The organism is Streptomyces sp. BF23-19 (assembly GCF_041106355.1).
Taxonomy (GTDB): Bacteria; Actinomycetota; Actinomycetes; order Streptomycetales; family Streptomycetaceae; genus Streptomyces; species Streptomyces virginiae_A.
Genome location: NZ_JBGBPT010000077.1, coordinates 1 through 25,903, shown reverse-complemented (window position 1 = coordinate 25,903; position 25,903 = coordinate 1). Strand labels below are relative to the sequence as shown.

Here is a 25,903-nt window from a genome sequence, read left to right as displayed (position 1 = left end):
CAGGCCGTGTGTAGGAAGAGGTTCTTGAGCAGTGAATGGTCTCGAGAGGGCGTCTCGACATCACTTCTGGGAGGCAACGACGCATTGCGGCATCGGACGTCGCGGCTTCATGGGGTGGGGCCAGGACCGGGCGCGACGGTTCCGCGTCCGCGTCAGGCGGCCTCGTTGCAGGGTATGAAGAAGATCCTTGCCGCTACTGCTCTCGCCCTTGCCGGCATCGCCCTCGCGGGCCCCGCACACGCCGACGAGGGTGACACGGTCACGTCGGTCGCGCCCTCCCCCTCCAAGGAAGTCCTCAAGACCTCCCTCGACGCGGCGGGCGGAGTCGAGGGCGGCGTCAGGTAGCAAGGCGACGTCCCGGACGGGGAACAAGCGGCGGCGAAGGCATACGCCCATCCAACGCCCCGGTGTTACGTCAGGTGCCTGGGCCTCTCAGCACTTCGATATCCTTGCGACCACCCTGTGACGCGCATCCCGATCAGCTCTCACCACGCAAACTCGGTGGCAGGACGCGCCCGGCTACGACCGCGGCAGGTCACAGACAAGGCTGGTCAGCAAAGGCGAAGGGGCAACCTTCAACTCCAGCTGCAGCAATCGCCGGTATTCCTGGTACCGCTTGACCGCGCAGGCCACGTTGCCCTCCGACAGGTGCACCTCGACGGCGATCCGGTGCGGGGTCTCGCGCAGCGGGTCGATGCAGATGGCAGCGAGCGCCGTCTGCAGCGCTGACAGGTGGCGCCCCTCGCTCTGGAAGCGCTGAGCCAGTGCCTCCAGGGCATACAGCCGTAGCTGGTCCCAGCGTTCGCGTTCGAGGAGCAGCCACTCGTCGTCCCAGCCGGGGAGCAGGACCTGGCTGAGGTCTGCCACCAGCCGGTCCCCGTCCTGGATGGTGACGCCGTCGGCCACGATGCGGCGGGCCGAGTCCCACGCGTCGTGGAAATCGACCGAGAGGGAGGGCGCGAGCGCGAGGCTGTGGTCGGCGATGTCTATGACGGGAGCCGATCCGATCCTTCTGGCCCGGCAGAGCGCGGAGCGCAGATTGGCGGCCGCCCGGCAGCACGTGCCGTCGGGCCACAACTGCTCAGCGGCCGAGCGCCGGTGCGTGCCCTCGCGGTGCAGAGCGAGAAAGGCGAGCAGCCGCTGAGCCCCCGTGGATATGGCGATGCGCCGCCCTCCGCAGGTGACTTGGAAGGGACCGAGGATCTCGAGACGTGCTCCTTGCGACACGCCTCTCACTGTCGGCGACGCCCTATGTGCCTGCAACCGGGGCGACGCTCCGGCACATTCCCGGTGATGTCGGCGCGGAGCACACGCACATGCCGGATCCACAACGCAGGAACGTTTCTGCAACGCATGGCGACGGAACTCCTCACGCCTCTGCGACGACTGCCGCACGGCCTCCGCCGCACGGCGGCACATCCCCGGAACGCGCTGGTGGGATACCTCTTGCTGGGCGCGTCGTACGCGACGTCGACCCGGAATCGGAGCACATCGCGCTACGTCGCCACACGGAGGTTCGGCATGGACATCCGGTCGGTCGTGCGGGGGATACCCGGGGAACAGGAGCTCGTCGGCAGCCCCGAGGTGCGGGTGGCGGTCCTCGACGGTCCGGTGGACCTGACACACCCCTGTTTCGAGGGATCGGCCCTCACCCGACTGCCCACTCTGGTGTCGGATCCGGCCGGTCCGGGCCTGATGTCGCTGCACGGCACGCATGTCACGAGCCTGCTCTTCGGGGGGCTCGATTCCCAGGCGCCCGGTCTCGTGCCGCGCTGCATCGGCCTGCTGCTGCCGGTCTTCCGGGAGTCCCCGGATGGTCGGGCGACGCGCGTGCCCCAGCTGGACCTGGCGCGGGCCGTGGAGCAGGCCGTGGAGGCGGGGGCCCACGTCATCAACATCAGCGGCGGAGAGCGCACCCCCGATGGCGCACCCGACAGCATGCTGGCGCGTGCGCTGCGGCTGTGCGAGGAAAACGGGGTGCTGGTGGTCGCGGCCGTCGGGAACGACGGATGCGACTGCCTGCAAGCCCCCGCCGCCACACCGTCCGTGCTCGCCGTGGGAGCGGCCGACGCCGCCGGAGCGCCGCTGGACATCAACAACTGGGGCGCCGCGCACCGGCTGAACGGAGTACTGGCGCCCGGAGAGAACATCCGGGGCGCCGCGCCCGGCGGCTCGCTCGCCTCGCTGACCGGCAGCAGCTTCGCCGCCCCCGCCGTCACCGGGGTCGTCGCGCTGCTGGTGGCACGGCAGTTGGCCGAGGGCCGCAAGGCCGACCCGCTCGCCGCGGGGCGTGCCGTACTCGAGTCCGCGATCCGCCCGCCCTGCGCCCCGGACAACGCGCCCCAGTGCCGCAGGCTGCTCGGCGGCCGGCTGAACGCCGCCGGCACCTTCGCCTTGGTCAGCGGGAGGGAAAGGCCGATTTCCGGCGCTCATGGCCCGATGCACACCGAAGAGAAAGAGAGAGCCATCGTCATGGACACGCACGCCGTAAACGCGCAGGCCGCGGAACCGTCCGAGGCCGTGCCCGCAGCCATGTCCCAGGCACCCGCGGGCGCCGGAACCCCGGTGCCCGCCGTGCAGACCGCGCCCTCGCAGGTCGCACCCGCGCAGGCACCAGTTCCCGGTGAGGCGCCGGTTCCCATGCCCCCTTCCTCGGACTCGTGGCCCGCGCCGCCTCCCATGCCGCCCGCACCTCCGGCGATGCAGCCTGCGGTGCAGGCAGGAGTCCAACCCGCGGGAGCTCCCGCCGACGCGGCACCTCCCGTACCTCCCGTACCTCCCGTACCTCCCGTACCTCCCGCACCTTTCGCAACTTCCGCACCTCCTGCACCTCCTGCACCTCCCGCCTACGCCGCACCGCCGGTCTACGCCGCACCGCCCGTCTACACGGCACCTGCCACACCCGTCGCCTACGCGGCACCCGCGGCCTACCCGGCGAACACCGGCGTCTGCCCGTCATGCGCCGGATGCGGCGGTACCTGCGGGCACCCGGGCGGGCAGCCCAGCGGGGGCGGTGCCACCCCCTCCGCCCCGCCGCCGCCCCCCGGCAAGCAGGTGATCTACGCGATCGGCACCATCGGGTTCGACTACCAGACCGAGGCCCGCCGGGACAGCTTCCGTCAGCTGATGCCCAACGTCGTCATACCGGCCGAGGGCAACAAGCCGGAGCAGGAGGTCCAGCCGAACATCTACGACCCCAGGCAACTGCACGCCTACCTCAGCAAGAACCCGTGGGAGTCCGACAAGCTGACCTGGACGCTCAACGCGGACGCAACCCCGATCTACGCCCTCGAGGCGGAGGCGCCGGTGGGCATGGACTGGACCCGGCCCATCATCACGAACCGCAAGGCCTCGACGCAGGTCGTGCATGACCTCGCAGACCGCGCCGCAAGCGACCACGCACAGCTCACCCAGCTCCTCGAGACCCTCTCGTACCCGCCGGTCTCCTACGTCCACCGAACCTTCCGGGACGCCATCCTCGGACAGGCCAAGGACAAGAAGGATCTCGACTACATCTCCCGCGTCTCGGTACCCGGAGTGCTGACGGACCGTACGGTCCGGTTGTTCTCGGGCCAGGTCCTCCAGGTGGTCGAGGTCAAGAGCAGCGCCCTGTTCACATGGAACGAGACGCTGCTGGTCACCGCTGTGTTCGAGGAAGTACGCGCGAAGGCCATCCAGGACGCACGCGAGGAGGTGGCCGACAAGGGCCTGGCAGCACAGGACGCTGCGGAGACGAAGGTCCGCGAGGACTTCGACGGCAAGAAGGGGGCGTTCCTCAGGACGACCGTGCGCGCCGTCCTCGACAAGGTCTACTGGCAGTTCCGCAACCTCGGCCAGAGCGCCGCCGACCGTGCGCTGAACGCGGCGGGCACCAACGCGTTCCTGGTCGGGCACGAGATCCAGAACGGCATCCTTTCCGCGGACAAGCTCCCCGGACGCGACCAGAACTTCTACACGCTGAACACCGTCCGTGTGTCCAAGAGCCCCTTCTGTCGCCCCGGCTCGACCTGCATGGACGTCGTGCTGACCTTCTTCGACCCGGAGAACGACCAACGGGCAGAGGTTTCCTACATGTTCACGTTCGACGTGAGCGAGGAAGTGCCGGTCAGCCTCGCTCCCGTCCACACCTTCATCGGCAGTGTCTGACTGCCGGACCACACAGAGGAGCACCCCATGGACAAGACCAGTACCCCAGTACCTTCCTCGGCCCCCCTGCAGGCGCCGCCGGTCTGCCGCGAACCGTGGCAGGAACCGCAGGAACAGAGCGACGGCGACGGTGTCCAGGCGGCCCGCTCCGGCTGCGCCGAGCTCTGGGGACCTGCCCGACAGATGTGTTACGCGCAGCGGTCGCGAGAGCTGTGAGATCGCCGTTGCGGAACAGCACGCAAACCACCGGCGGCAACCGCTCGCCGGCCAGTCACCAGGTGAAAGGTGAGAAAGATGAACGAGTCGCTTATCCGGCGCGAGGAGAAGCCGGCGCCGTCCGGCGCTCCCCGGACGCCGTTCCAGACCCCCGCCGTCGTTCGTGACCCGGTCGGGCCCAAGGATTCCGGTGAAGGCACCGACGGCGTCGCGGCCAACATCAACTGGGGCGGGCTCCTGAAGGACATCTTCCTCTAGAGGCCGCCGTGCACCACTCGACGCAGCAGCGGTGGCGGGGGCCCGGGTCCCCGCCACCGCTGCACGGCCCTGAGAGGACACCGGGATGAACAGCGAAATCCCTCACAGCGCTACGTCGTCCGTCACCCCGCGGACGCCCTTCCAGGCGCCTGCGATCGACCGGAGTTCCGCCACCCCGGCATGCGCCGACGCCGGCTCACCTGGAGTCGAGGCCAACTGGGATGTGCCCTGGACCCTGATCGGCCATGGAGCCAAGGGAATGCTGGACGCCTGGCTCTCCGGCCGGTCCTAGTACCTCGGCTCCGTAAGGAAGGACACGGACATGAACAAGAACCCCCCACCCCGAGCCGGCCCGTCGCCCGCCCCGCAGGCGCCGTTCCAGGCGCCCGCGGTCGACCGGAGCCCCACCGCTCCGGCACACGTCGACACCGACACAGCAGGTGCCGAGGCGAACGCGATCCCCTGGCATCTGATCCACCCCCGGTCCAAGGGCGGCATGGCCCACATCACCGACGGGTGGGCACCGTAAGGAAAGGAGCACGGACATGAACGAGGAATTCTCGCAGCGAGCGGCCCCGTCGGCCGTTCTGCGGACACCGTTCCAGTCACCGGCGGTCGACCGTGCCGCCACGGCACCGAAGGCCGCAGGTACCGAGAACGCGGGCGGTGTCGAGGCGGACTTCGCCTGGCTGCTGCCTCTGGCCGCGAAGGCGATCGGCGGCCTCTTCAGGTGAGGCCGCGTGTCGGCGGCGGGGTCTTCCGCGGCCGTCAACGAGATCCTGAAGGGACGGTGGCATGAACGATAACCCCGAAGCGAGCGCCGAAGACTCAGGCGCCCGGCTCAACCTCCCCGTGCTGGGGACGGTGGAGCGCCGTTGGGACACGTACCAGCCTTTCCTGAAGCGGGTGCGGGTCTACTTCTACCCGGACGAGGAGGATCCCGACAAGACCAGGGAGGGCTTCCTGATGGAGGAGCCCCCGCCCAAGTCCACCTTCGGCTCAGCCGTGGGGGACCCGTCCGCCCTGGACAACCGGGACGGCTGGGGTTGGAGCTGCCCGCCGGGTGAGCCGTGTACATGGCTCGGCCCGGTCTAGGAGGCGGTTGTCCCCGGTCGCAGTTCACGGCGACCGGGGACAACCGGTCGCTCGGCCCTCATGACAGGCCCGCAGACCGGCCCGGACCACGCGGAGCCCCGGCGGGGCCGCCGTGGGACCACCTGAAGAGGACACCATCATGCCCAAGTCGGATGTGGTAACGCCCGTGCGAGGGTTCGCGGCCGGCAAGAACGACTTCGCGGAACTGTTCGCCACCAAGCCGCAGAGTGAGCAGGACGAGATCGAGAAGGCTCCTCTCGGCGGAGCCAAGGCCGAGAAGTTCGGCACCATCCACTGCGTGATCACCGTCGTCGGTCACTCCGACCGTGACGACACCCCGGGGCTCACCGGCGACCAGCGCCGTGCCAACGAATTGAGCGCCTCCACCAAACGTGCCGAGAGCGCCAGGAACTGGGTGTTCCAGGAAATCCGGCAACTGCTCGTCGATGACGGACAGACACCACCGGCGACTCCGGCGGACCTGCACCGCACTTCGCTGTTCACCGTGCCCTGCGGCGCGGCGAAGCTGGAGCGGCTCAACCCTGCCTCCGAGGAGGATCGCAGGCTGAACCGCCGCGTGGAGTTCCTCGTCACCTTCTTCTCTCCGTGAGGCCTGACAGCGTCCAGCCACCCGTTCGACCTTCGACCTCGTCCCCGTCCTCTCCGTCGTTGTCCTCGCCGGCTTGCCGATGACCATCGTCAAGATCAGCAGGTCCTGCGGACGCCGCATGACGGCCCAGCTCGACCGGCGGCCGTCGTCCTGCTTCGTCATCACGTACCGCTGGGAGTGCTCGACGGCCGCTACGCCCCCGCCGCCCGCCCCCCGTCTTCGTACGGTCGGCCGGCATACGGGAGTGCAGCGCCGATGCCCGGCTCAGGTTCCCCGGTCGCTCGGGCCGGGGGCGGTCCGGGGCGGCGGTGCCGTCATCCGGCGGGGCAGGGTGGGTGGTAGTCGACCGCCGTGAAGTACTGGGTCCATTGGGCTCTGGTGATCCGGGGGTACGCGCTGTCGCAGACGCGGGCGGCGACCTTGTCCGGGCCGGTGTCCCGCAGCCGGATCGTGAAGTCGTTGCCGCCGGTGGCCAGGACGGTGCCGTCCGGGCCGAACGCCACGGCCGGTACGGGGTTGGCGTGGCCGGTGAGGACGGTGGGGGTGGTGGGGGTGGCCGTACGGGTCAGGTCCCACAGCAGGGCCTTGCTGTCCGCGGCGCCGGCCGCCAGTCGGCGGCCGTCCGCGGCGAAGACCATCGTGTAGAGCCAGAAGCCGGACGCCGGGAGTCGGGCCCTCCTCACCGCGTGGTGGATGTCGTCGACGTCGATCAGCCAGACCGTCCTGTCCGTTCGGTGGAAGGCGGCCAGTCTGCGGTTGTCGGGGCTGAACACGCCGCCGGTCAGGGGGTCGGAGCGGAACGGGGACGGCAGTTCCCGGGGGGTGCGGGGGGTGCTGATGTCCCAGAACCTCAGCGAGCCGGACTCGCCGGTGCTCGTCACCAGGGTGCGGCCGTCCGGCCGGAACGAGGCCGTCGTGATGTGCGGTCCGTCCTCGGCGATCCGGCTCAGTGGCTCGGGGGCGCCGGGATCGGTCAGGTCCCACAGTCCGGCCGTGTCCTGTGCCCAGACGGCCAGCAGGTGGCCGTCCGGGCCGAAGGCGGCGCCGGCGACTTCGCCGCCTTCGGGGGTGATGACCGATGTCGGCCGGGGCTTGCGGGGATCGCTCACGTCCCAGACGCGGACGGTGCCGTCCTCGGCGGCGGTGACCAGGGTGCGGCCGTCCGGGCTGAACGCCACGCACCGTACGAATTCGGTGTGGCCGCGCAGGACCGACAGCGGCCACAGGGCCCGGCCGTCGGTGACCTGCCACAGCCGGGCGGTACCGTCCCAGCTGGCGCTGGCGAGGAGGTGGCCGCCGGGGCCGAACGCGAGGGAGGTGACCACGTCGTCGTGGGTCGCGAGCGAGAGGTCCCGCAGGTCCAGGAGCCGGTCGGAATTGGCGAGCACGCGGCCGTCCGGGCTGAACGCGGCCTGGTAGAAGCCGCCTTGGACCGTGCTGGTCCGCTTCGGGTCGGTCGGGGCGGTGACGTCCCAGAACTGGGTGGAGCCGCCCACCGAGACGAGCGTGGTGCCGTCGGGGCTGAACGCCACCGACCAGACGATCGCGGGATGCCCGGGCAGCACGGCCGGCGGCCGGGTGTGCCGGCCGTCGGCGATGTCCCAGACCCGTGCGGTGCGGTCCCAGCTCCCGGTCGCCACGGTCCGGCCGTCGGGGCTGAAGGCGGCCGAGGTGACGGTGTCGGTGTGTCCGCGCAGGACGTCCAGGAGGCGCGGGTGCGCGGGGTCCTCGACGTCCCACAGCCTGGTGGTGGTGTCGCCGGTGGTCGCCGCAGTGCGGCCGTCGGGGGCGAACGTCACCGAGGTGACCGGGCCGGAGTGACCGGGCAGGGTGGTCAGCGGTCGCGGGTGGCGGGGATCGGCGGCGTTCCACAGGCGCACGGTGCCGTCGGTGTGGCCGGTGGCGACGAGGCCGCCCGGCCCGCACGCCACCCAGGTCGGCGCGGACCGCTGGTCCGCCAGGGTGCTCAGCTCGGTGGGCGCGCCCCGGTCGGTGACGTCCCACAGCCGCACCGAGCGTTCGCTCGCCGTGGCCAGGATGCGGCCGCTCCGGTCGAAGGCCACCGACATCAGTCGCTCCGGCTGGTCCACGACGGCCAGTTGTACGGGACGGTGGGTGTCCTGGATGTCCCACAGCCGGACCGTGCGGTCCCAGCTCGCGTCGGCCAGGACCTTGCCGTCCGGGGCGACGGAGATCGAGACGACGTCGGAGGTGTGGCCGGTGAGCCGGCTCGTGTACGGCGTCGCGAACGTGCTCATGAGCTGGTCGCGGACGTCGTCGGTGGCCGCCAACCGGTACGCGGCCAGGTTCAGTTGCGCGGCGAGCGCGGGGTCGTGCTGCCGTACCTCGGCCGCGTTCGCGGCGGCCTTGCGGGCGATGGCCACGTTGCGCTGGCCGATGGCCGCGTCGCGCGAGTCGACGGCCAGCCCGCCGGCGGTCGCCGCGACGGCCACCAGCACGGTGAGCAGCGTGACCAGTTGGCGCAGGCGGACCGTTCGTCGCCTGATCGCGGCCGTCTCGTCGGCCTGCGCCGCGCGGCTCGCGTCGAGGAAGCGTCGTTCCCTGGAGGTCAGGTGGTCGGCGGCCGTGGCGGCCAGGTCCAGGGCCGCGGCGAGGCGGGCGCCGCGGTACAGGGCGTGCGGGTCGTGGTCCTGTGCCTGCCAGGCGGCGCTCGCGTCGGTGAGCTGCCGGTGCAGGAGCAGCTGGTCCCGGTCTTCGGTCAGCCAGTCGCGCAGCCTGGGCCAGCAGCGGATGATCGCCTCGTGGGTGATCTCGACGCATCCCTGGTCCAGCGTCACGAGCCGTTGCCGGGCGAGGGTTTCCAGTACGTGGGCGGTGTCGGGGCTCGGGTCCAGTTCGTCGTCGGTGATCCGGCGCCTGGTGTCCTCGGTGGTGTCGCCCAGCGCGGTCAGTCGTAGGAACAGTGACCTGGCGAGGTGCTGTTGCGTCGGGGACAGGGCCCTGTAGGCGGCCTCCGCGGTGTGGGCGAGGGCGTGCCGGATGCCGCCGGCCGCCAGGTAGCCCTCCAGGGTCAGGCGGTTGCCGCTGCGCCGGTGCCAGGTCTCGACCATCGCGTGCGAGACCAGGGGCAACGCACCCGGCCGGCCGGTGGCGTCCGCGACCACGGCGGCCAGCAGCGGGCCGGTCACCGTGCAGTCGGCGAGGGCGGCCGGGCGGGTGATGGCCTCGCGCAGTTCCTGGCTGCTCATGGGACCGACGGCGAGCTGCGCGTCGCGGATCGCCTCGACCAGGTGGGGGTCCTGGACGCAGTGGCCGTAGAAGTCGGCGCGTACGCCGAGTACCACCCGGGTGCGGCTGGTCCCGGTCGTGGCGGCCGCGATCAGCATGGTGAGGAAGGCGCTTCGTTCGTCGCGGTCCCCGCAGAGGGTGAAGACCTCTTCGAACTGGTCGACGACGATCAGTGTGTCGGTGTCCGGTGCGTGGTCGATCATGGCTTGTCGGATGCGTAGGTGCAGTGCCGCGGGATCGTCCAGCAGCTCGGTCACCAGCGCGCCGGGGGCCTCTCCCGTCGCCGCGGCGAGGTGGATCGCGCACTCCTCCACGGGGTGCGGGCCCGGCGTGAAGAGGATCACCGGCCACCCCGATGCCCGCGCGCGGGCGACGAGTCCGGCGCGCAGCAACGAGGACTTCCCCGATCCGGACGGTCCGAAGACCGCGAGGAAGCGGCGGTCGTGGACCTTCGCGAGCAGTTCGTCGGTCAGCCGCTCACGTCCGAAGAAGCGGTCGGCGTCCTGCGGCTGGAATGCCGACAGGCCCGCGTAGGGCGCGCGCTGGGGGTCGGTGCGTGCGGGCTCGTCGCGAGGTGTGCTCGCGGCGATCTCGGCGGCGACCGCGTGCCATCGGGTCTCCCAATCGCCGCGGTCGCCCTGGCAGGCCTCGACGTAGGCGAGCGTGACGGCGAGGCTGGGGAAGGTGTTCCCGCCCGCGGCGTCCGACAGTGTCGTGGACGAGTAGTGTGCCCGTTTCGCCAGTGCCCGGTAGGGCGGCCGGCCCGCCGCCTCGCGGAGCTTGCGTAGGTCGGTCGCGAACTGTGTGAGCGGACCGGAGTCCAGGTCGAGCGGGCGTTCGGGGCGTGGCATTGCCTTCCTTCCTGCGGCTTTCCGCAGCCGTGTCGGGAGGTGTTTGTCCAGCTTTTGATGTCCGGAACCCTCGTTCCGGCGCCGGACAAGAACCCGCGGCTAGACAGGGTCCAGCGCAACCGCGCAACGGCGTTGGGAAGGGGAAATCATGAGGTCCGTGCGACGACTGATGCTGCTGGCGGCGGTCACGGGGCTGCTGGCCGGCGTCACCTTGACGGGCTCGCCCGCGGCTGCCGCGGCACCGCTGCTCAGGTCCAACCTGAACGGAAGGTGCGCCGACGTCTTCATGTTCCATCAGGAGAACGGCGCCTCCACGGTGACGTGGGACTGCCACGGTGGCACCAACCAGCAGTGGTACTGGGACGGCGAGCAGATCCGTTCGAGCATGAACGGGAAGTGCCTGGAGATCTACGGTCCCCATCTGGGTGACCAGGGCTCGGTGAGCCTGTGGGACTGCAACGGCGGTCTGCACCAGAAGTGGTACCGCAACGGCAGCGAGATCCGTAACCGGGTGAACGGGAAGTGCCTCGACATCCTGGCCGGCCGGCCCGAGATCGGCCAACTCCTGGTGAGCTGGAGCTGCAACGGCGCGCGGAGCCAGAGCTGGGACTTCTGAGCGTCGGCCCGGCCCGGCACGTCACGTGCCGGGCCGGGCCCGTTCGAGGTCGGGCCCGTTCGAGGTCGGCCGGGCGCGGGGGTCAGCGGCTGACGTACTCGAAGACGCCGCCGTCCGGGTGTCGCAGTACCGCTCGCCGTCCGTTCGGTGTGACGGCGGGAGCGGCGATCACCTCGGCGCCCGCGGCCTCGCCGGCCGCGACCGTGACGTCGACGTCCGGGACGGACAAGGTGGCGGCCACCCCGGCGAACCGGTCCGCCACCTCCTCGGGTCCGCTGAAGAGCAGGAACGGACCCGTGCTCGCCAGATGCAACCCGGCGAACTCGAACCGGGTCGCCGGTTCGCCGGTCAGTTCCTGATAGAAGACCACGGCGGATTCGAGGTCGTCCACGCGTCGTCGAAGGACCACTGAACTAATCGTCATGACCGCATCATCACACTCGCTCGCAGGCCGTCGTGCGGACGGCCGCGGTCCGTGACCCGGGCGGTCCGTCCTCACCCCTGGGGGGTGTTCACGACAGTCCTCTCGAGAAGTGGGTGATGGTGAGGCCGGAGTCGATGGTGCGCGTGGTGCTCCGGGCGGGGTTCGGGCGTACGGCAGGGCGGTCGAGCAGGGGGATGCCGGATCCGATGACCTGGGGGTGGCGCGCGGTGTCCGGGGTGAGGTGGAACCGCTGGGCGGCCCGGTCGAGGGTGGTGGTGAGGTGGCGGGTCAGCTTGCGCAAGCGGTTCTCGCTTCTTCTGTGCGGATGCGGGTGCGGGTACGGGGTCAGGGCGCGGGCACGTCGAGCTGGAACTGGCTCGTGCGCCGGTAGGAGCGGTACCCCAGGCGGTGGTTGACCGCCAGCATGTGGACGTTGTCCTCGGCGTTGTCCGTCTCGATCTCGAGGACGTCGGGGTGTTCGGCGCGCAGCCGGCGCACCATGGCGGCCTTGACCCACAGTCCGAGCCCGTGGCCGCGGTGGGCAGGGGCGACCGCCGTGTCGTACTGCTGGGCCCGGGTCGGGGTCCCCTGGGGGAGCACGATCTCGGTGTAGCCGGCCATGGTGGCGTCGTCGTGGACGGCGGCGACGGTCAGGAGGGTGTCCCCGCGGTCGGCGATCACCTTGGCCATGGCGCGGACGCGGTCGCCGTCCCAGGCGGTGGTGCCGTGGTCCAGGTCTCCCATGGGCATGTCGTTCATCGCGTTCTTGGCCTGGGCGAAGGCGTCGGCGAGGTGGTCGGGGACCGTGCCGGTCCAGCCGGTCAGCCGGTAGCCGGGGGGTGCGGCAGCGTCGGCCGGGTGGAGGTGGGCGGCCTCGTCGGTCCGGTCGAGGCGCATGAGGAGGTGGTCGAGGGTCATCGCCCGGCGAAATCCCCATCGTTCGCAGAAGGCCTCGCCGGGGCTGCCGGCGGCCGCTTCGACGGTCAGGGCGCGGCGGCTCTCGGTGCGGCAGGCCGCCACGACCGCGGACAGCAGGCGGGAGCCGGTTCCCCGGCGGCGGTGTGCGGGGTGGACGTGGAGTTCCAGTTCGGCCAGGTGGTCCCTGGTGGGCGAGGTGAACAGCCGTAGTCCTGCGACGGCGACCGTGGTGCCGTCCGCGGCGGCGGCCGACCAGGTCAGCCGGTGGCTGTCCAGGGCGGGTTCGGTGAGCTGGGCGTGGATGTGTCCGGGTCCCGGTGGCGGAACTCCCGGTAGGTCGTGGGCCATCGAGGCGGCGACGACCCGGTGCCAGGCGGCGGCGTCGGTGACCTGGACGCGGTGGAGCGGGAGGAGGTGGATGTGCTCGGACACGGTGGCGGCTCCGCTGATCCGGGGTGGTGGGGGCTGACTCCCGGAAAGTTACGGGTGGCTGACGGGCCGGCACATCGGTCGGCCCTACTTAACGCGTTGATCGGGAACGTGGGGGCGTTGGGTAGGTTGACCCCATGCTGTACGGGCGGGGGATCGAGCAGGAACGGATACATCGCATGCTGGTGCGTGCCGGTGACGGTGCGAGCTGTGCGCTGGTGATCCGTGGTGAGGCCGGGATGGGCAAGACGGCGTTGCTGGAGTACGCGACCGGGGTGGCGGGTCCTGGGCGGGTGCTGCGGACGGTGGGCATCGAGTCGGAGATGGAGCTGGCCTTCGGCGGTCTGCACCAGTTGCTGTGGCCCGTCGCCGGTCACCTGGAGGGGCTGCCGGGGCCGCAGGCCGCCGTACTGAACGCGGCGTTCGGGGTGTCCGGTGAGGCGGTGCGCGACCGGTTCGGCCTGGGGACGGCGGTGCTGGCGATGCTGGCGCGGGCCGCGGCCGGCGGTCCGCTCCTCGTCCTGGTCGACGACTCCCAGTGGCTGGACCGGGCGTCGCTGGACGCTCTGGTGTTCGCGGCCCGGCGGCTGCACGCCGAGGGTGTGGTGATGTTGTTCGCCGTCCGGGACGGTGTGCCCGGGGGGCAGATCGAGGGGGTGCCGCAGCTGTTGCTGCAGGGTCTGGACCCCGCGGCCGTCGATGCCCTGCTCACCGACCGTGTGGTCGCGCTGTCGCCCTACGCGCGGGAGCGGATCGTCGAGCAGGCGCAGGGCAATCCGCTGGCCCTGCTGGAGTTGCCCGCGGCGCTGACCGCCGAGCAGCGTGGCGGCCGACTGAACCCCGTGACCCTTCCCGCCGGTCTGGCCTCGCCGTCCAGCCGGATCCAGGAGGCCTTCCAGGAGCAGATCCGCCGGCTGCCGGCCGCGACCCGGGCGATGCTGCTGGTGGCCGCGGCCGACGACTGCGGTGATCTCGACCTCGTCCTGCGGGCGTCGGCCCGGTTCGGTGCCACGCTGGAGGATCTGGAGCCGGCCGAGGACGCCACGCTCGTGCTGCTGAGCGAGCACACCTTGTCCTTCCGTCATCCCCTGATCCGGTCGGCGACCTATCAGGACGCCGCCCTGACCCGGCGGCTGGCGGCCCACCGGGCGCTGGCCGAGGCACTGCGAGGGGATGTGGGTGTCGGCCAGCACGCCGACCGCAGGGCCTGGCATCTGGCGGCCGCGACGACCGGTGCCGACGAGGCGGTCGCCGCCGAGATGGTGGGCGTCGCCGAGCGGGCGGGAGGCCGGCAGGGGACCGCGTCGGCGTCGGCGGCGTACGAGCGGGCGGCGCAGCTGACGTCGGACTCCGCCGGACGCGCCCAGCTCCTGGCGGCCGCGGCCATCACCTCGGCCGAGGCCGGGCAGTTCGAGCGCACCGCCGCCCTCACCGACCGTGTCAACGCGCTCGCCCTGGACCCGCGGATGCTCGCCGACCTGGCGCGTGTCCGGGCTATCGTCGAGCTCGACCGGGGATCGCCGGGCCGGGCCGCCCGCATCCTCCTGGAGTGCGCGGACCGGATCGGGCGGTGCGCCGATCTGGCGCCGGTGCTGACCGAGGCGGTCCAGACGGCGCAGTCCTCGGGGGACGGGCCGTTGTTGGCCGAGGTCGCGGCCCGGCTCCCCGACTCGCCGCAGTACGCGCTGGCGCGCGCGATGGCCGGTCCCCTCGCCACGGCCGGGGCGGCGACGGAGCCGACGCGCGCCGGGGACGGTGACGCGGACGGGGCGGACGGGGCGGACGGCGACGGGTTCGCCGAACGGATCCTGGCCGGGGTGCACGGCCAACTGTTCGCCGATCACCGCACCGCGCTCGACACCGCCGTCGCCTGCGTGCGCGACTGCCGGACCCAGGACGTGGTCGGCTGGCTGCACACCTCGCTGCACCTGCTCGCCGAGGCCCAGCTGTCGCTGGGGCGGTACGAGGAGGCACACGCCGCCGCGACGGAGGGGTTGGCGATCGCCGAGCAGTTCGGCCGCCGCCACCGGGAGACGTATCTGCGGGCGACCCTGGCGACGCTGGCCGCCGTCCGGGGCGAGGAGGAGCGGTGCGCCGCTCTGGGCGGGGCGGCCCTGGAGTACGCCGATGCCCACGACATCGGGCTGGCGGCCGCTCACGCGCACCGGGCCCTGGGGCTGATCGACCTCGGCAGCGGTGACGCGGGGAGCGCGCTGACCCGTCTGGAGGCGGCACGGTCGCGGGTGGGACATCCGGCTCTGACGGCCTTCCTCCTGCCCGATCTGGTCGAGGCGGCGGTCCGGGCGGGGCGGCCGGAGCGCGCGGCGGAGCCCGTGGTGCTGCTGACGCGGTGGGCCGGGGCGGCGCGGCAGCCCGCGGCGGCGGCCCTCGCGGCGCGCTGCCGAGCGCTGACCGGTCCGGACGAGGAGGTCGAGGAGCGGTTCACGGCCGCCTTGGGCCTGCACGACGCGGGCCCGGCGGCCCAGCCGTTCGAACGGGCCCGCACCGAGCTGCTGTTCGGGGAATGGCTGCGCCGTGAACGGCGCCGGACCGATGCCCGCGCTCACCTGCGCCGCGCCCTGGAGGCGTTCGACGGGCTCGGTGCCCGGTCCTGGGCGGCGCGGGCCCGTACCGAACTGCGGGCCGGCGGTGAGACGTTGGAGACGGGGGGCCGTCCGGACGAGTTGCTCGGCCGGCTCAGCCCGCAGGAACGGGAGGTCGTACGGCTCGCGGCGACGGGCGCGACCAACCGTCAGATCGCCACGCAGCTGTTCCTGAGCCCGCGCACGGTGGGCCACCACCTCTACCGGGCGTTCCCCAAGCTCGGCATCACCACCCGCAACGACCTCCCGTCGATCCTGGACCGGGAGCGGTGAGCGTGCACCGGACCGGGTGCGGCGGGTACGGGGTGCGGGGTGTGGGGTGGGTGCGTCGTGGTGGGCGGGGAGTTCCGGAAGACGGCGGTGGGATGAGATGGATCTGCTGCTGACACCGCCGGCCGCGGCGGGGCCCGTGCGTCCGGGAAGTACGTACGAGGAGGTGCTGGTGGCGGTCCGGCCGTGGGGTGGGCCCCGGGTGCTCGGACCGACCTCGCGCAGGGCGCGTCGGCTCATGTGCGATGCCGACGGCATCGGTTGCACGGTCCTCTTCGATACGCGCGACCGTGCGGCGGCCGTGGAACTGTGGTGGCCCGGCGAGGGCCGGCGCAGCACCACGCGGGTCCTGCTGGACGGGCGCGACGTCTTCACGAGTGCGGCCGGCGACGTCCTCGCGGGGCTGCGCGAGCGCGGGTGGACCGTGGACGCGGCGGACCCGGAGAACGTCGTGGTGCCGGGCGTGTCGCCGGGCTTCACCCGCCGCACCTCCCAGGAGGTGCCGCGTGACGGGCAGGGCCTGCCCGTCTCCTTCACCTCGGTCCTCGTCGCGGGTCCGGACCACTACGACTTCCGCTCCGTACGGTAGGGGGCCGGGGCCGGGGGCCGGGGCCGGTTTCCCGCCGTTCACGGGCGACTTCCGCCCGGTTTCGTTCATCATGCATTTATCGCGTGCCAGCATGATCGGTGAGATCGACCGTCCACCTGGAACACCGACATGACGGAGTGTTTCCCTTGACCTCTCACCTCAGGCGTGGTGCCGGACCACGGATGCTCCTGGCGCTGCTCGCGGCCCTGTGCGCCGTCATCGGCACCACCGCGCTCGGTACGGCCCCGGCGGCGGCCGCCGACGGGCGTCATCCGATCTACGCCATCGCGCATCGCGTCGACACCCTGGGCGGCGTGGACGCCGCGCTCGAACACGGTGCCAACGGCATCGAGATAGACGTCTGTGCCTGGTGGAACCCCAACGAATGGCGGGCGTATCACGACTGTTCCTCGGCCGGTGACAACCGGCTGGGCCCCAGCTTCGACAGCATGATCGACCGTATTCTCTCCCACGCCGGTTCGGGGCGGCGGCTGTCGCTGGTCTGGCTGGACATCAAGGACCCGAACTACTGCGGGGAGCGGGAGAACCGCGGGTGCAGCGTGGCCGGGCTCCGCGACAAGGCGCAGCGGCTGACGGCCGCGGGGATCCAGGTGCTGTACGGGTTCTACGAGTACCACGGCGGCAGTACCCCGGACGTCGGCGGCAGGGGCTGGAAGAGCCTGGAGGGCCGGCTCGGCGCGCTGGAGGGGATCACGACGACCGGGACCCGTGACCGGGCCCAGAGTGCGTTCGACCGGTCCGGTGCCGGATTCCCGGCCGGTCGCCGGGTGATGGACTACGGCGACAGCGACATCACCAAGGGGTTCGGCAACTGCACGGAGGCCACGTACTACACGTGCGCGGAGCTGAAGAGGGGCGCCGCGGACCGTGACGCCGGACGGCTCGCGGCGACGCTGTCGTGGACGACCACCTACAACGATCCGTGGTACGTCGACAAGTTGCTGGGTGACGGGCGTGTGGACGGCATCATCGCCGGCTACGGGGCCTTCACCGGGGTGCGTGAGTACGACGGCGGTTGGCAGTGCGCCAACTCCGTCGGCCTCGTCCGTGACTGGGTGGACCGGCACGGCGCCACCCATCGCATGGCCACTCCCGGTGACCGCCTGTTCCGGTAGGACCCGGACCACCCGGACCCGGCGGGCGGTTCTCCCCTCCCCCGTGCGACGGGAGGGGCGTGACGCCCGGCGGTCGGGGTCGTTGAACGGGTAGGTCGGCGAAGTGCACGAAGGCCCCGGGTCGATGTCGGGGCCTTCGTGGTGTCCACCGGTACGCGGCCGCCCCCTCAGCTCTTGGGCGTCCAGGGGGTGACGGTGGGCTCGGGGCCTTCCAGGGCTTGGCGGAGCTTTTCCTTGAGGGTCTTCGGCGGGGCCTGGGTCTCCTCCCGCGTGTGGACGAGACGGGCGACGGTGACGCGTATGTGGCACTCGCGGTGGCGCTGCTGGAGCCGGACCAGCCAGGTGCCGTCCGGGGTGAGGAAGGCGTGGCGGGCGGGGGTGTCCCCCGGTCTCGTGTGGCGGGCCAGGAGGGCCGGCAGGTGGTTGAGGGCCGCGTCCTCGGCCGTGGCGAGAGCCTGTTCGCGCGTGCCGTCGACCAGGTGGCGGGCGGCGAGTGTCCAGCGATGGAGTTTGAATTCGACGCCGTCGGCGTGCCGGGTCGTCCGGGTGTCCTCCTCGATGAGGACGTACCACTGGTCGGTAGTCATGGCCGGAGCCTAGGCAGTCGGGAACCGGCTCGTGGACCCGGCACCTGGCCGGAGGTCGTGCTCGACGGGTGCCTCGTGCGTCGTTCCCCTTCGTGATGAGCCCGGTTCCCCCTGTCGGGCGGCCGCCCTGCCGTCATCCGGCCTGCAGCGCGGCCGGTCGTTGGGCGAACGGCACCGTCCTGAGGCCGTTCGTCGGATCCGCCGAGGTGATCGCCCCGGTCGGGGAACGGGATGCGATCGCGGCTGCGGTGTCGACGTCCGGGGCGCCGTCCCGGGCGGTGGGGCGCATGGAGCCCATGGAGCGGGCCAGTTCCGTGCCCGCGCGGGTGATCCGCTGGGCCAGGCCCTGTGCGCCCCAGTCCTCGGAGGCCGCGTACACGGCGGTGGGCACGACCGGTGCGCGCAGGTGGGTGAAGAGCGGGCGCATGGCGTGTTCGGTGACCAGACTGTGGCGGGCCGTGCCGCCGGTCGCGCCGATGAGGACCGGTGTGCCGGTGAGGGCGTCCTTGTCGATGAGGTCGAAGAACGACTTGAACAGGCCGCGTCCCGCCCGGCGGACGGCCGGGCGGGACGGGGGCGGGACACGGGCAGGGTGCGCCGGCAGGGGTGCCGGGGCGGTGGGGGTCAGCCCTGGCAGAGGCCGCGGGCGTAGTCGTACGTCGCGGTGGCCTGGGAGTAGCGCCACTGCGGGTCCAGCAGGTCGCTCTTCAGCTGTCCGGCCGCGGCCGGGCTCTCGACGACGTACCCGAAGTCCTGGAGCCAGGACGGGTACAGGTTCTTGGAGCCGATGTAGAAGGCCGACCCGTCGACCGAGACCAGCTTGTGGTGCTGGGCGTACGGCTTGCCGTCCGCCCAGGTGGGCCGGTCGGACGCGCGGAACGTGGCCAGCTGGAGGTTCTCGCACAGGGCCGTGCGGGCCCGGCCGCCGTCACCGGTCAGGGCCGTCAGGCGGCCGCGCAGGGCGTCGCTCACCTCGGAGAGCGACTTGATCTGCGAGTAGCCGCCGCTGCCGATCGTGCCGCGGTTGGCCGGGTCGCTCACGACGATACGGACCTTCACGCCGGAGACGAGCTTCGCGGCGAGGGCGTCGTAGAGGCGGACGTCGTAGCGGGGCAGCGGCGGGCAGGTGGCGTGGACGTCCTGCTGGGAGATCTCGATGTGCGAGGTCGCTCCGGCGACCAGGGCGCGCAGGGCGCTCTCCTCCGGGTTGACGGTGTCGTAGTCCCGGTCGGCGTTGGTCCGGTCCGCCACCCCGATGCCGCACCTGGTGTCGCCGGCGGTGGGCAGGACCGGGCGGAAGGAGGAGGTGGGGTCGCTCTGGCGGATGCCCACGCCGAGGCCGCCGACGGCGAGCACGGGCACGTCCCCGCCGCCCGCCGGGGCGGCCGGTCGGGGCAGGGTGGGCATGCAGTCCGCGCCGGACGAGGCTGCGAACCAGACCGAGGCCCAGTTGCTCCTGTTGCGGCAGGTCCAGTCCCACAGGGTGTCCAGGTAGCGGCCGGCGGAGCCCGCGGCCGGCCCGGTCAGCGCGAGGTCGACGTCGCTCACCGGGTGGGTGGTCTCCAGGTAGTCGTCCTTCCAGCTGTTGATGCCGCCGGTGATCACCGAGGTGCCGTCCACGACGACCAGCTTGGAGTGGTTCCAGGAGAACGCGGTCTTCGAGGTGGTCATCGAGGCCACGTTGAGGGTGATGTTCCCCGCGGCGGCCGGTCCGAGCGCGGCGAGCAGCTCGTCGCGGTAGGAGGAGGGGATCACCGTGGAGTGGTAGACGGGCGCCGCGCCGACCATGACGCGGACCTTCAGCCGGTTGCCCTTCCGGGCGGATTCCTTCAGGCCCGCGACGATCGCGTCCTGGTAGCCGCCGTTGGGGAAGGGCGCCAGCGTGGATATGTCCACCGTGTCCCGGGCGCCGGCGATGTCCTGGCGCATCTTCTCCAGGAGGCGGCGCGATCCGGGGCGGTCGGCGCAGCCGGCGTCGCCCCAGCAACCGGGGGTCTGGAGCAGCCAGTCGGCGCCCCCGGGGACGGAGGAGCCGAGCCGGTTGCCGGCGGTGCGCTCCCACACCGAGCCCTCCAGGCCGGGTGAGACCTGGCGCAGGGCCTGCTCGACCGAGTCCAGGTGCGGGGTGGGTGCGTCGGCGGCGGACGCGGGGGCGGCGGCGCCGAGGAGGGAGAGGCCGAGTGCGAGGGCCGTGGTGGGGACGAGGGCCGCCGCGGCGACGGTGCGTGCCAATGTGGTTCCTTGACTGGGGTGGGGGTGGCTCCGGCCGGGAGCGTGGTCGGCCACACCCCGACCTTGATCAACCCGCGTAAGTTACCAGCACGTAGCCTTCTGTTCGCCCGCCTCGGACGAGTTCCGGCCACACGGGGTTGGGGGGCGCCGAGGGGGCCGGGATCCGGGGCGCCGGCCGAGATCGACCTCGCGAACCGCCCTGCCCTGCGGCTGGGGTCGGGAGATGACTCCCGGGACGGCATCACGCCACACACGGATCGGTGACCCGGTGCTCCGCTGAGCGCCGTACGGGCCGGTGCGTGCCACCGGTTCGAGCGAGGAGCCCGCGGCGCTGTCGCGCGGGCCCCGCCTGCGTCGTGTCGATCACGAGCTCGCCACATCGACCACGGCCGGAGAACCCATGCCCGTCAAGACACTGTCCGTCCCCACCGCGGACGGCCCGGCCGACGCCTTCGCCGCCTTCCCCGACCACGACGGACGACAACGCCACCCCGGGGTGCTGATGTACCCGGACGGCTTCGGCATCCGGCCCGTGCTGCGGGAGATGGCCCTCGAACTGGCCGGGCACGGGTACTACGTACTCGTCCCCGACATCTTCCACCGGCACGGCCCGGCACCGGTGATCGACCTTCCCGAGCACATCGGGGAGGAGGCCCGCACCGCGGTCTTCGCCCGGCTGATGCCCCTGATCCGGGCGCACACCACCGAGCGCGTCCTCGGCGATGCCGACGCCTACCTCCGGTTCCTCACCACCCGGCCCGAGGTCGACGCCGGACCGGTCGCGGTGACCGGCTACTGCATAGGCGGCCTCCTCGCGATGCGCACCGCGGCGGCGCACCCCGGCCGGGTGGCCGCCGCCGCCGGGTTCCACGGGCCCGTGGGCGCCGACTCGCCCGACGACCTGCGCCGCCTGCTCTCCGGGCTGACCGCCGAGGTCCACCTCGGCCACGCCGAGTCGGACATGACGCCCGAGACCCTCGGCGAGCTCGACCGGGCCCTGACCGCGGCGGGGGTCCGCCACACATGCGAGGTCTACCCCGGCACCGTCCACGGCTTCACCATGTCCGACACCGACGCCTTCGACCCCGCCGGGCTCCGGCGCCACTGGGACCGCCTGTTGCCCCTCCTCGGCCGCACCCTGACCGCCGGCTGAGGGCCGCCGCCCGGTGGCGGCGGACAGCCCCGACGCAGGGCGGCGTCGGGGTTGTCCGGGACGTCCCGCAGACTGTGCCCATGACCACCGCAGACCCGGAAGGCGCCGCTCGGGAGGCGCTCGCGCGATACCTGCCGATCATCGACGAGACGGCCGTACGGCCCTTCCCGCCGGTGGATCTCGACGACGGCGCCGGCCACGGCGGCCCGGACCATCTCGTCCGGGTGTTGCGCAGGAGCCAGGACTTCTGGGACGACGAGTACCATGCGGCCCTGCACCGGGCCGAGGAGGAGATGGGCGCCGAACTCGACGCCCTGGCCGCGGCCCTCACGGTGCGTTGGGGCGATCCGCTCGTCGTCGACCTGTGGTCGTACCTGATCGCCGACGACGACGGGAAGGGCACCCCGGAGCCCATCGGGTACCTGTGCCAGAACGCCACCGAGATGCGGGTGTGGCCCCTGCCGGGCGGCGGCCGTTGGATCGGCCTCACCGTCGGGCAGCACGACACGGAACTCCCGCTCGAACTCCTGGCCGCGGTCGGCCGCACACCCCTGCCCGCCCCGGGCGCCGAGGGACCCGGGGTGCCGACCGTGCGGTGACCGCGCGGGCACCCTTCAGGAGGCGGCCAGGGCCTCCAGCGCGGGGACCGTCTCGGCCGGGGTCGGCAGGGCCGTGTTCTCCGCGCGGAGGCGGGCGGCCGCCTCGCGCAGGGCCGGGTCGGCGGTGAGGCGGGCCAGGAGCGGGGCGTCGACGTCGTCGGAGGCGGAGCGCAGGGCGGCGCCGGTCGCGGTGAGCGCGTCGGCGTTGGTGAAGTGGTCGGCGCCCTGGGGAAGCAGGAGTTGGGGCAGACCGGCCTGCAGGGCGGTGAGCAGGGTGCCGGAGCCGCCGTGGTGGATGAGTGCGTCGCAGGTGGTCAGCAGCTCGGCGAGCGGGACCCAGGGCAGCGGTCGGACGTTGTCCGGGAGGGTGCCGAGCGGGCCGAGGTCCACGTCGCCGACGGCGAGCAGGAACTCGGCGTCCACCGACGCGGCGGCCTCGATCAGGCGGACGATGGCGCGGACGCCGTCCAGTGCGGTGAGTACGGTGCCCAGGGTGACGGCGACGCGCGGACGGCCGCCGCGCCGGAGCAGTCCGGCGGGGACGGTGCCGCCGCCGTTGTAGGGGAGGTAGCGCACGCGCAGGCCGCCCGGGTCGCCGCCGAGCGAGGCGGGGACGATGTTCAGCGCGGTGGGCTCGGCGGGGCCGGCCACCCCGTACGTCTCGTACGCCTCGGTGAAGTTGGCGGCGAGGCGGGCGACCATGTCGATGCCGGAGGTGACGCCGAAGTTGTGGACCACCGACGGGATCTTGAGTTTGGCCGCGACCAGCGGGGCCGAGGCCTGGAAGGAGTCGTGGACCAGCAGGTCGGGGCGCCAGCTGTCGGCGGTCTCCAGCAGACCGTCCACGGTGGAACGGGAGACGAGCGCGAAGCCCCGGGCCGCCCTGTCGAGGATCTGCTCCGTGGTCATGTCCGGTGCGACGTAGCGCACTTCCTGGTCCAAGGACTGCTCGAAGACCTCCATGATGCTGCGGCCGTCGCCGATCTCGACGATCGGGAAGCCGGTCTCGCGGAGTTGGCCGAGCGGCTGCGAGCCCGCGAACAGCACCTCGTGACCGGCGGCGCGTAAGGCCTGCGCGGTCGGGATCATCGGGAAGAGGTGGCCGGCCGCGGCCGGTCCGGTGAAGAGTATGCGCACGGGTGTTTCTCCTTGCCTCGGTCTACCGGTCGGGGCCGGGCGGGCTCGACCCGGTTCCCCTCCGGTTGAACCGACGGACGTGCGCGCGGCGTTCCCCCCGGGAGGATCGATAATCGGACGTTCTGGTACGCGGCCGGCCGGGCGGGGGTGTGCCGGGGCGGCCGCGGCGGCCGGGCCGGGCGTCACGTCCGTGGGGCGGCACCGCTACGATCCCGGGACGGGCGGGGCCGTAGCGCAGAGGTCGACGCGCGCGGTCTCCAACATCGCGAGGACGCCGGTTCGATTCCGGTCGGCTCCGCCCTCCCGGCGCGTGCCGGTCCCCCGGGACCTCGGCCCCTGTCAGGATGGGCCCGTGACCGAATCTCGTGCGTGGGCGGACCCGTGGTGCCGCGGTGAAGGGTCCCGTCTCTCCCTCTGGTCGAAGGACTCGGTCCTGTCGATCGGCTCGGTGGGCTCGGTCCTGTCGATCGGTTCGGTGGGCTCGGTGCTGTCGATCGGCTCCGTGGGCTGCGCGCTGTCCGCCGCCTCCATCGGATCCTCGCTGTCCGTGCTCTCCGCCGCCTCCTGGCTCAGCACGGGCTCGCTGCTGTCCGCGCGGTCGCGCCGGTCCGTGCTGTCCTGGCGTTCACGCGACGGCTTCATGGTGGCCGGCGTCACCGCCGCGACCGCCGCCGCTCTCGCCGCCACCGCCGGGATCGCGCTGCACCTCGGTGGGCGCCGCGGCCGCTGAGCGGCGTCGCGCCCCCTCGTTTTCTATGCTGCTGGGATGATCAAGCCGATCGAACTCGTGATATTCGACTGCGACGGGGTCCTCGTCGACACCGAACGCATCGCCCTGCGCGTCCAGATCGCCCTGGGAACGGAACTCGGCTGGCCGCTGACCCCCGAGGACGTCGTCGACCGGTTCATCGGACGCTCCAAGGAGTCGATCTGCGAACAGATCGCGCAGCGGCTGGGCGAGGAGACGGCCGCCTTCTGGTGGGAGCAGCTCCTGCGGCGCCACCGGGACGCGGTGGACGCCGGGCTGGAGGCGGTCGACGGGCTGCCCGAGGCACTGGAGGAGATCGACCTGCCGGTCTGTGTCGCCTCCAGCGGCTCGCACGACAAGATGCGCCACACCCTTGGTGTCACGGGGCTCCACGAACGCTTCGCGGGCCGCATCTTCAGCGCCTCCGAGGTGGCCCGGGGCAAGCCCGCCCCCGACCTCTTCCTGCACGCGGCACGGCGGATGGGCGTCGACCCCGCCGCGTGCGTGGTCGTTGAGGACAGCCGCCCCGGCGTCCAGGCCGCCCGCGCCGCCGGGATGCGCGCCTTCGGCTACGCGGGCGGGCTCACCCCGTCCGGACGGCTCGTGGGCCCCGGCACCGTCGTCTTCGACGACATGCGGGAGCTGCCCGGCCTCATCACCGGGCAGCGGCGACCGGCACCGGCCGGCGCCCCGGCCGGCGGGGTCTGACGGCCCGCCGGCGGCCGCCCCGACCGTCCCGGCCGCCCCGACCGTCCCGTCACCCGGTCCCGGGACTCAGGAGGTGGGCGGGGTCCAGTCGGCGGGCAGGCCGGACTGGGTGAGGACGGTGGCCAGGCTGTAGTGGTCCTGGTCGGCGGCGATCCGGCAGTGGTTCCGGTCGAGGTCGAGCTCGGTGGTCATCGGTACGGCGAAGGGCTTGGGCGCGCCCTTGAGGTGGCCGGAGTAGACGGCCCGGACGGTGATGCGGTCGCCGTCGAGGCGGGTGGTGCGGATGGTGACGTGGACGTCGTCGATGAGGGTGTCGGCGCGGGCCTTCCATCCCGCGATCTCCTTGCGGCCGCGGAAGGTGATGCCGACGGCTTCGTCGGTGTAGGTGCCGTCGGCGGTGAACAGGGCGCCGAGGGCCTGGGGGTCGGTGCCGTTCCAGGCGCGGGCCCAGGCGGCGGCGATCCCCGGCGTGCGCCGGCCGGTGTCCTGGGCGGCGTGGGCGGCGTGGGCGGTGGCGCAGAGGGCGGCGGTGGCGGTGGCGGTGAGCACGGTGAGGGTGCGCAGCGTGCGGGACGTCATGGTGGGTGCTCCTGGGAGTGCGGGGGGGGCGGGTGGTGTGGTCGGCCGTCGGTGTGTCGTGCGGCCTCATGGGCACAGACTCGTGTCGGGCGGTGTCCACTCTCCAGGCCCTACGGGGCCGGTGGCTGTCCAGCGCTGCCCACCGGTGTCCACCCGGACCGTGCCGGACGGCCCACCGGACGTCATCTCCTGGAGGAGGTGGGAGTGTCCGGGCCCGGTACGGCGGCGGTCGTGCGCTCGACTGAAGATCGCTCACGGAACGGGACCTCTTCTCATGCGTCTTGCACATCACGCCGCCGCCCCGCTCGCGGCTCTCCTGATCCTCGCCGCGTCACAGCCCGCCGAGGCGGCGCGGGGGGCGTTCACCTTCCGGTTCACCGCCGCGGGCCAGAGCCGGGCGGGGGCCTTGGACAACCCTGCCGACGGGGTGTGCATCGACGTGACCGCCTCCATGGGCGGTTCTGGCCGCGCCCGCGCCGCGAGGAACACGACCGACCGGACCGCCACCCTCTACATGAGCATCGACTGCGAGGACGACGGGGTCGTCCTACGGCCCGGGGCGCGCCGTTCCGCCGAGTTCAAGACCGTGCGGTTCGGCTGACGCACGTTCGGGCGCGGTGCGCCGGGCCGGAGGTCCGGACCGGTCAACCGTCGGGGCGGCCGCCTCGGCCCCGGGCCGTCGTGGGCCGGCCGCCCCGTGGGCGGTCGCGCCGTGGGCGGTCGCGCCGTGGGCGGTCGCGCCGTGGGCGG

The 25,903-nt window shown here is 72.5% G+C and carries 27 protein-coding genes and 1 tRNA gene; 18 read left to right on the top strand and 10 right to left on the bottom strand.

Annotated elements, in window-relative coordinates:
• Positions 1–174: 174 nt before the first annotated feature.
• A complete protein-coding gene (locus tag AB8A24_RS33145) occupies positions 175–345 on the top strand; it encodes a hypothetical protein (RefSeq protein WP_369478364.1) in 171 nt (56 codons plus the stop codon).
• 174 nt (positions 346–519) lie between these two features.
• Here AB8A24_RS33145 and AB8A24_RS33140 read toward each other — a convergent pair whose 3' ends face one another.
• Positions 520–1,227 carry a BTAD domain-containing putative transcriptional regulator gene (locus AB8A24_RS33140; protein WP_369478363.1) on the bottom strand — a complete coding sequence of 236 codons (708 nt, stop codon included), beginning with the start codon at positions 1,225–1,227 and terminating at the stop codon, positions 520–522.
• Positions 1,228–1,521: 294 nt separating this feature from the next.
• On the opposite strand from AB8A24_RS33140, the gene AB8A24_RS33135 reads away from it, so the two are divergent.
• From AB8A24_RS33135 to AB8A24_RS33105, 7 genes are all read left to right on the top strand, one after another.
• The gene (locus tag AB8A24_RS33135) at positions 1,522–4,146 is read left to right on the top strand and encodes a S8 family serine peptidase (protein WP_369478362.1); all 2,625 of its coding nucleotides are present in this window, start codon (positions 1,522–1,524) and stop codon (positions 4,144–4,146) included.
• A gap of 294 nt (positions 4,147–4,440) precedes the next feature.
• Complete coding sequence (locus AB8A24_RS33130; RefSeq protein WP_369478361.1) at positions 4,441–4,620, top strand: hypothetical protein; 180 nt, start codon at positions 4,441–4,443, stop codon at positions 4,618–4,620.
• Between the two features lie 85 nt (positions 4,621–4,705).
• The gene (locus AB8A24_RS33125) at positions 4,706–4,912 is read left to right on the top strand and encodes a hypothetical protein (protein WP_369478360.1); all 207 of its coding nucleotides are present in this window, start codon (positions 4,706–4,708) and stop codon (positions 4,910–4,912) included.
• A 30-nt stretch (positions 4,913–4,942) separates the two neighbouring features.
• Complete coding sequence (locus AB8A24_RS33120; RefSeq protein WP_369478359.1) at positions 4,943–5,149, top strand: hypothetical protein; 207 nt, start codon at positions 4,943–4,945, stop codon at positions 5,147–5,149.
• A gap of 16 nt (positions 5,150–5,165) precedes the next feature.
• Entirely contained in the window at positions 5,166–5,354 is a 189-nt protein-coding gene (locus tag AB8A24_RS33115; protein ID WP_369478358.1) for a hypothetical protein, read from the top strand.
• A gap of 61 nt (positions 5,355–5,415) precedes the next feature.
• Positions 5,416–5,715: a hypothetical protein gene (locus tag AB8A24_RS33110; RefSeq protein ID WP_369478357.1), complete on the top strand. Its 300-nt coding sequence runs from the start codon at positions 5,416–5,418 to the stop codon at positions 5,713–5,715.
• A gap of 139 nt (positions 5,716–5,854) precedes the next feature.
• The gene (locus AB8A24_RS33105; RefSeq protein WP_369478356.1) at positions 5,855–6,325 is read left to right on the top strand and encodes a hypothetical protein; all 471 of its coding nucleotides are present in this window, start codon (positions 5,855–5,857) and stop codon (positions 6,323–6,325) included.
• 314 nt (positions 6,326–6,639) lie between these two features.
• Here AB8A24_RS33105 and AB8A24_RS33100 read toward each other — a convergent pair whose 3' ends face one another.
• Positions 6,640–10,425 carry a hypothetical protein gene (locus tag AB8A24_RS33100; protein WP_369478355.1) on the bottom strand — a complete coding sequence of 1,262 codons (3,786 nt, stop codon included), beginning with the start codon at positions 10,423–10,425 and terminating at the stop codon, positions 6,640–6,642.
• 157 nt (positions 10,426–10,582) lie between these two features.
• Here AB8A24_RS33100 and AB8A24_RS33095 point away from each other — a divergent pair, with 157 nt between their 5' ends.
• On the top strand, positions 10,583–11,041 hold the full coding sequence (locus AB8A24_RS33095; RefSeq protein ID WP_328959594.1) for an RICIN domain-containing protein: 459 nt from the start codon (positions 10,583–10,585) through the stop codon (positions 11,039–11,041).
• A gap of 82 nt (positions 11,042–11,123) precedes the next feature.
• Here the strand turns inward: AB8A24_RS33095 and AB8A24_RS33090 are convergent, their stop codons facing one another.
• The 3 genes from AB8A24_RS33090 to AB8A24_RS33080 form a co-directional block, all read right to left on the bottom strand.
• Positions 11,124–11,465, bottom strand: coding sequence for a VOC family protein (locus AB8A24_RS33090; protein ID WP_328959595.1), 342 nt, complete (start codon positions 11,463–11,465; stop codon positions 11,124–11,126).
• A gap of 88 nt (positions 11,466–11,553) precedes the next feature.
• Positions 11,554–11,766 carry a hypothetical protein gene (locus AB8A24_RS33085; protein ID WP_328959596.1) on the bottom strand — a complete coding sequence of 71 codons (213 nt, stop codon included), beginning with the start codon at positions 11,764–11,766 and terminating at the stop codon, positions 11,554–11,556.
• Positions 11,767–11,810: 44 nt separating this feature from the next.
• Positions 11,811–12,815 carry a GNAT family N-acetyltransferase gene (locus AB8A24_RS33080; RefSeq protein ID WP_328959597.1) on the bottom strand — a complete coding sequence of 335 codons (1,005 nt, stop codon included), beginning with the start codon at positions 12,813–12,815 and terminating at the stop codon, positions 11,811–11,813.
• A gap of 134 nt (positions 12,816–12,949) precedes the next feature.
• On the opposite strand from AB8A24_RS33080, the gene AB8A24_RS33075 reads away from it, so the two are divergent.
• The 3 genes from AB8A24_RS33075 (at position 12,950) to AB8A24_RS33065 (ending at position 17,410) form a co-directional block, all read left to right on the top strand.
• Positions 12,950–15,688 (top strand): AAA family ATPase, encoded by a 2,739-nt coding sequence (locus AB8A24_RS33075; protein WP_369478354.1) that lies wholly within the window; start codon positions 12,950–12,952, stop codon positions 15,686–15,688.
• 97 nt (positions 15,689–15,785) lie between these two features.
• A complete protein-coding gene (locus AB8A24_RS33070; RefSeq protein WP_328959599.1) occupies positions 15,786–16,274 on the top strand; it encodes a hypothetical protein in 489 nt (162 codons plus the stop codon).
• A 146-nt stretch (positions 16,275–16,420) separates the two neighbouring features.
• Positions 16,421–17,410 (top strand): phospholipase, encoded by a 990-nt coding sequence (locus AB8A24_RS33065; protein WP_328965739.1) that lies wholly within the window; start codon positions 16,421–16,423, stop codon positions 17,408–17,410.
• 167 nt (positions 17,411–17,577) lie between these two features.
• On the opposite strand, the gene AB8A24_RS33060 is transcribed toward AB8A24_RS33065, so the two are convergent.
• The 3 genes from AB8A24_RS33060 to AB8A24_RS33050 all read right to left on the bottom strand — a co-directional run bounded on the left by AB8A24_RS33060 (position 17,578) and on the right by AB8A24_RS33050 (position 20,229).
• Positions 17,578–17,997, bottom strand: a complete 420-nt coding sequence (locus tag AB8A24_RS33060) for a hypothetical protein (protein WP_328959601.1) — start codon at positions 17,995–17,997, stop codon at positions 17,578–17,580.
• A 133-nt stretch (positions 17,998–18,130) separates the two neighbouring features.
• Positions 18,131–18,682 (bottom strand): NAD(P)H-dependent oxidoreductase, encoded by a 552-nt coding sequence (locus AB8A24_RS33055; RefSeq protein WP_369478353.1) that lies wholly within the window; start codon positions 18,680–18,682, stop codon positions 18,131–18,133.
• Positions 18,622–20,229: a phospholipase gene (locus tag AB8A24_RS33050; RefSeq protein ID WP_328959603.1), complete on the bottom strand. Its 1,608-nt coding sequence runs from the start codon at positions 20,227–20,229 to the stop codon at positions 18,622–18,624. Before AB8A24_RS33050 ends, AB8A24_RS33055 begins: the two co-directional genes overlap by 61 nt.
• A gap of 400 nt (positions 20,230–20,629) precedes the next feature.
• Here AB8A24_RS33050 and AB8A24_RS33045 point away from each other — a divergent pair, with 400 nt between their 5' ends.
• The gene (locus tag AB8A24_RS33045; protein ID WP_369478352.1) at positions 20,630–21,382 is read left to right on the top strand and encodes a dienelactone hydrolase family protein; all 753 of its coding nucleotides are present in this window, start codon (positions 20,630–20,632) and stop codon (positions 21,380–21,382) included.
• A gap of 80 nt (positions 21,383–21,462) precedes the next feature.
• Positions 21,463–21,981: a hypothetical protein gene (locus AB8A24_RS33040; protein ID WP_328959605.1), complete on the top strand. Its 519-nt coding sequence runs from the start codon at positions 21,463–21,465 to the stop codon at positions 21,979–21,981.
• Between the two features lie 15 nt (positions 21,982–21,996).
• Here the strand turns inward: AB8A24_RS33040 and AB8A24_RS33035 are convergent, their stop codons facing one another.
• The gene (locus AB8A24_RS33035) at positions 21,997–23,118 is read right to left on the bottom strand and encodes a glycosyltransferase (RefSeq protein WP_328959606.1); all 1,122 of its coding nucleotides are present in this window, start codon (positions 23,116–23,118) and stop codon (positions 21,997–21,999) included.
• Positions 23,119–23,341: 223 nt separating this feature from the next.
• On the opposite strand from AB8A24_RS33035, the gene AB8A24_RS33030 reads away from it, so the two are divergent.
• From AB8A24_RS33030 to AB8A24_RS33020, 3 genes are all read left to right on the top strand, one after another.
• Positions 23,342–23,416: transfer RNA gene (locus AB8A24_RS33030), tRNA-Trp, on the top strand.
• Positions 23,417–23,470: 54 nt separating this feature from the next.
• The gene (locus AB8A24_RS33025) at positions 23,471–23,848 is read left to right on the top strand and encodes a hypothetical protein (RefSeq protein ID WP_328959607.1); all 378 of its coding nucleotides are present in this window, start codon (positions 23,471–23,473) and stop codon (positions 23,846–23,848) included.
• 36 nt (positions 23,849–23,884) lie between these two features.
• On the top strand, positions 23,885–24,574 hold the full coding sequence (locus AB8A24_RS33020; RefSeq protein ID WP_328959608.1) for an HAD family hydrolase: 690 nt from the start codon (positions 23,885–23,887) through the stop codon (positions 24,572–24,574).
• Positions 24,575–24,640: 66 nt separating this feature from the next.
• On the opposite strand, the gene AB8A24_RS33015 is transcribed toward AB8A24_RS33020, so the two are convergent.
• The gene (locus AB8A24_RS33015; RefSeq protein ID WP_328959609.1) at positions 24,641–25,153 is read right to left on the bottom strand and encodes a nuclear transport factor 2 family protein; all 513 of its coding nucleotides are present in this window, start codon (positions 25,151–25,153) and stop codon (positions 24,641–24,643) included.
• Positions 25,154–25,427: 274 nt separating this feature from the next.
• Here AB8A24_RS33015 and AB8A24_RS33010 point away from each other — a divergent pair, with 274 nt between their 5' ends.
• Positions 25,428–25,754: a hypothetical protein gene (locus AB8A24_RS33010; RefSeq protein ID WP_328959610.1), complete on the top strand. Its 327-nt coding sequence runs from the start codon at positions 25,428–25,430 to the stop codon at positions 25,752–25,754.
• The last annotated feature ends 149 nt before the right edge of the window (positions 25,755–25,903 follow it).

Bases quoted from the DNA above. Each gene is read 5' to 3' on its own strand.
- AB8A24_RS33145 (WP_369478364.1), top strand. From the start codon at position 175: ATGAAGAAGATCCTTGCCGCTACTGCTCTCGCCCTTGCCGGCATCGCC.
- AB8A24_RS33135 (WP_369478362.1), top strand. From the start codon at position 1,522: ATGGACATCCGGTCGGTCGTGCGGGGGATACCCGGGGAACAGGAGCTC.
- AB8A24_RS33130 (WP_369478361.1), top strand. From the start codon at position 4,441: ATGAACGAGTCGCTTATCCGGCGCGAGGAGAAGCCGGCGCCGTCCGGC.
- AB8A24_RS33125 (WP_369478360.1), top strand. From the start codon at position 4,706: ATGAACAGCGAAATCCCTCACAGCGCTACGTCGTCCGTCACCCCGCGG.
- AB8A24_RS33120 (WP_369478359.1), top strand. From the start codon at position 4,943: ATGAACAAGAACCCCCCACCCCGAGCCGGCCCGTCGCCCGCCCCGCAG.
- AB8A24_RS33115 (WP_369478358.1), top strand. From the start codon at position 5,166: ATGAACGAGGAATTCTCGCAGCGAGCGGCCCCGTCGGCCGTTCTGCGG.
- AB8A24_RS33110 (WP_369478357.1), top strand. From the start codon at position 5,416: ATGAACGATAACCCCGAAGCGAGCGCCGAAGACTCAGGCGCCCGGCTC.
- AB8A24_RS33105 (WP_369478356.1), top strand. From the start codon at position 5,855: ATGCCCAAGTCGGATGTGGTAACGCCCGTGCGAGGGTTCGCGGCCGGC.
- AB8A24_RS33100 (WP_369478355.1), bottom strand. From the start codon at position 10,425: ATGCCACGCCCCGAACGCCCGCTCGACCTGGACTCCGGTCCGCTCACA.
- AB8A24_RS33090 (WP_328959595.1), bottom strand. From the start codon at position 11,465: ATGACGATTAGTTCAGTGGTCCTTCGACGACGCGTGGACGACCTCGAA.
- AB8A24_RS33075 (WP_369478354.1), top strand. From the start codon at position 12,950: ATGCTGTACGGGCGGGGGATCGAGCAGGAACGGATACATCGCATGCTG.
- AB8A24_RS33070 (WP_328959599.1), top strand. From the start codon at position 15,786: ATGGATCTGCTGCTGACACCGCCGGCCGCGGCGGGGCCCGTGCGTCCG.
- AB8A24_RS33060 (WP_328959601.1), bottom strand. From the start codon at position 17,997: ATGACTACCGACCAGTGGTACGTCCTCATCGAGGAGGACACCCGGACG.
- AB8A24_RS33045 (WP_369478352.1), top strand. From the start codon at position 20,630: ATGCCCGTCAAGACACTGTCCGTCCCCACCGCGGACGGCCCGGCCGAC.
- AB8A24_RS33040 (WP_328959605.1), top strand. From the start codon at position 21,463: ATGACCACCGCAGACCCGGAAGGCGCCGCTCGGGAGGCGCTCGCGCGA.
- AB8A24_RS33020 (WP_328959608.1), top strand. From the start codon at position 23,885: ATGATCAAGCCGATCGAACTCGTGATATTCGACTGCGACGGGGTCCTC.
- AB8A24_RS33015 (WP_328959609.1), bottom strand. From the start codon at position 25,153: ATGACGTCCCGCACGCTGCGCACCCTCACCGTGCTCACCGCCACCGCC.
- AB8A24_RS33010 (WP_328959610.1), top strand. From the start codon at position 25,428: ATGCGTCTTGCACATCACGCCGCCGCCCCGCTCGCGGCTCTCCTGATC.